Raw genomic sequence first — 2,567 nt, 5'->3', positions numbered from 1 at the left:
TTTTTTTGGCCCGCCTGGCCCCCCCTGGGGGGGGGGGGGGGGCCCGCCCCCCCCCCCCCCGCCCCCGGGTCGCGCCACCCCACCACCCCCTTCGTCAGGTGCCAAGGGACGAACTCCCCCTTCCCCGAGGTACGAAGATCGACAATAGGCCACGCGACCCGGCAGCCTTTCCCGCCCAAAAAATACCGAGAAGAATGTGGCCCGAACGGCCTTGAACGGCCTCGAATGTCGGTCACACAGGGTACTATTTACGTATGCAATCAGTGACGATCGAGCTTGAGGCCGCGTCCACCATGGAACTGGTGAACGCGCTCTCAATCATCGCCACTGAACTCGCATCGCGAGAAGTCCCCGAATCAGCGGCCGCGTGCCTGGAACTCACCGAAACACTTGTGGCCGCGTGCGATATGCAGGAAAGCGGGCTCGCTGGATTCATCGGCCGAGTCGATGCCGCCGGAGAGCACGCCCGGTGGGGATATCCCTCCGCCCAGGCGTGGCTGCGATCGCGGCTGGGCATGCGCGACAGCCGCGCCAAGGAGCGCCTCACCCTCGCCCGGCAGCGTCATCGTCTCCCGCAGGTCTGCGCACAGCTCGCGGCCGGGGAGCTGTCCTACGGCTACGCCGCCACCATCACCGACTCGGTCTCACGCCTGGACGACCACGACTGCGCCGAGGCCGAGGCGATCCTGCTGGGCTTCGTCGAGCAGGGCTTCTCGGCCGGGAAGGTCGCTGCTTTCGGCCGCCGCATCCGCGATCTCATCGCCGAACGCGACGACACCGAGGATGCCCCTGACGAGGACACCAAGCGCGGCTACGACAAGTCCTGGCTCACCACCACCCGATCCCTGGACGGCGGCCGCTACGTCAAAGGCTGGCTAAACCCCGAAGACGCCGCGATCTGGGACGGCACGCTCGCTCCGCTGGCCAAGCCGGCCGGACCAGACGACCGCCGCGACCTCGCCGAGCGGACGGCGGCGGCGCTGTCGAGCGTGCTGTCGGGCGGGCACAAGGCGTCCAAGGTCACCGTCGTCTGCGACCTGGAGACGCTGACCGGAGGCAACGCCCCGGCCCGCCTCACCGACGGCACCCCGATCCCCGCCGCCCAGGCCCGCCGCATCGCCCTAGCCGCCGGAGTCTCACCCCTCCTGCTCGGACGCGGAAACACACCGCTGTACCTCGGCTACCGGGAACGATTCGCCTCCGCAGCACAGCGGCAGGTGCTGGAGACGCTGTACTCCTCCTGCGCGGTGCGGGGCTGCGAAGTGCCCGGGACACTCTGCGAAGTCGACCACGTCCACGGATGGGCACTCGGACACTCCCCCACCGACATCGACCAACTCGCCCTCACCTGCGGATGGCACAACCGCTTCAAACACAGTCGCCCCGACCAGATCCAGATCACCAAAGATCAGGACGGGCGATATGTCTACCGGCTACTCCCACCAGCCGACGCCAGAGGATCAGCAGCCGGGGCCGGGCCGCCGAGAGGGATCGGCCCACCGGACAGCCCCGTCCTCGATTGGGCCGCATAACGATCACACCCGATGCCGCACCGGCACCCTGGCAGCACCGATGCAGTGCTGCCGGGTGGCCGGTGCGCCTGCCCGCCTGCTCGCCCTCACCCCACCACCGCCCCCACCTCCTTAGCGGCGTTGCCACTGCCTGTGATCGGGCTCGGGGGCGGGCGGGTAGCGTCGTCGGCATGATCGACTGTTGGCTTGTGCGGGCGTTCGTTAACGCCGAAGGTGAGCATGGCAATCCTGCGCTGGTCGTGGTGGAGCCGGAGGGAAGCTTGGTCACTGCCGAGCAGCGCCAGGAGCTGGCGACGCGGCTGGGTATCCCTGCCACCGTGTTCGTCCAGGATGCGGCGGCGGGGCGGGTCGGCATTCACAGCAACTACGGGCAGTCGATCCGGTTCGGTGGCCACCCCCTTCTCGCCACTGTGGAGGCGTTGCACGGGATCGGGCGGGCGCCGAAGGAGCTGGTACCTGAGGCCGGGCCGGTGCCGTGCCGCAGGGACGCCGACGGGACGGTGTGGCTCACGGCGCCAGCGCGGTGGTCAAAGCCGTGGCGGCATTACCAGATGGGCAGCGCCGCCGAGATCGACGCGCTGAGCGGCCTGCCCGACGGCGAGGACTTCACGCAGGTGTGGGCTTGGGAGGACCAAGAGGCCGGGCGGGTGCGGGCGCGGCTGTGGGCGCCTCGTATCGGCAAGGGCGAGGACGAGGCGTGCGGCAGCGCTTCCATGCTGCTGACCCAGAAACTCGATCGAGAGCTCGAAGTTCTGCACGGCCGCCACCGTGCCATCATCCGGACGCGGCCTGTGGATGATGTCCGCGTGGAATTGGGCGGGCGTTGTGCGGTCGAGTCGCCCGGGCATGATGTGCGTGCCGCACTCGACGAGCTTTACGCAATGGCATAGAGCCCGCTACCCCTCCCTTACGGAAGGGGGTGGTGGGGTGGCGCGACCCGGGGGCGGGGCAGGCGGAGCCTGCCCCTAACGCTGCCTCAGGGGCCGCAGAGGCTCCAAAGTCAAGGGTGGACGAAGTCCATCGCGAAGCGACGCC

General features: G+C 69.0%; 2 protein-coding genes. Both read left to right on the top strand.

What is annotated here, in order from left to right:
- The first annotated feature begins 254 nt into the window (after positions 1–254).
- On the top strand, positions 255–1,532 hold the full coding sequence (locus tag ABT299_RS52480) for an HNH endonuclease signature motif containing protein (RefSeq protein WP_500255449.1): 1,278 nt from the start codon (positions 255–257) through the stop codon (positions 1,530–1,532).
- Positions 1,533–1,702: 170 nt separating this feature from the next.
- A complete protein-coding gene (locus ABT299_RS52475; RefSeq protein ID WP_500255448.1) occupies positions 1,703–2,422 on the top strand; it encodes a PhzF family phenazine biosynthesis protein in 720 nt (239 codons plus the stop codon).
- The last annotated feature ends 145 nt before the right edge of the window (positions 2,423–2,567 follow it).

It is taken from the genome of Spirillospora sp. NPDC000708, assembly GCF_040299565.1.
Classification (GTDB): domain Bacteria; phylum Actinomycetota; class Actinomycetes; order Streptosporangiales; family Streptosporangiaceae; genus Spirillospora.
The sequence above is the reverse complement of the archived record's forward strand: the minus strand, read 5'-3'. Positions and strand labels throughout refer to the sequence as shown.

Excerpts from the sequence above, each read along its gene's own strand:
- ABT299_RS52475 (WP_500255448.1), top strand. The coding sequence starts at position 1,703 with ATGATCGACTGTTGGCTTGTGCGGGCGTTCGTTAACGCCGAAGGTGAG.
- ABT299_RS52480 (WP_500255449.1), top strand. The coding sequence starts at position 255 with ATGCAATCAGTGACGATCGAGCTTGAGGCCGCGTCCACCATGGAACTG.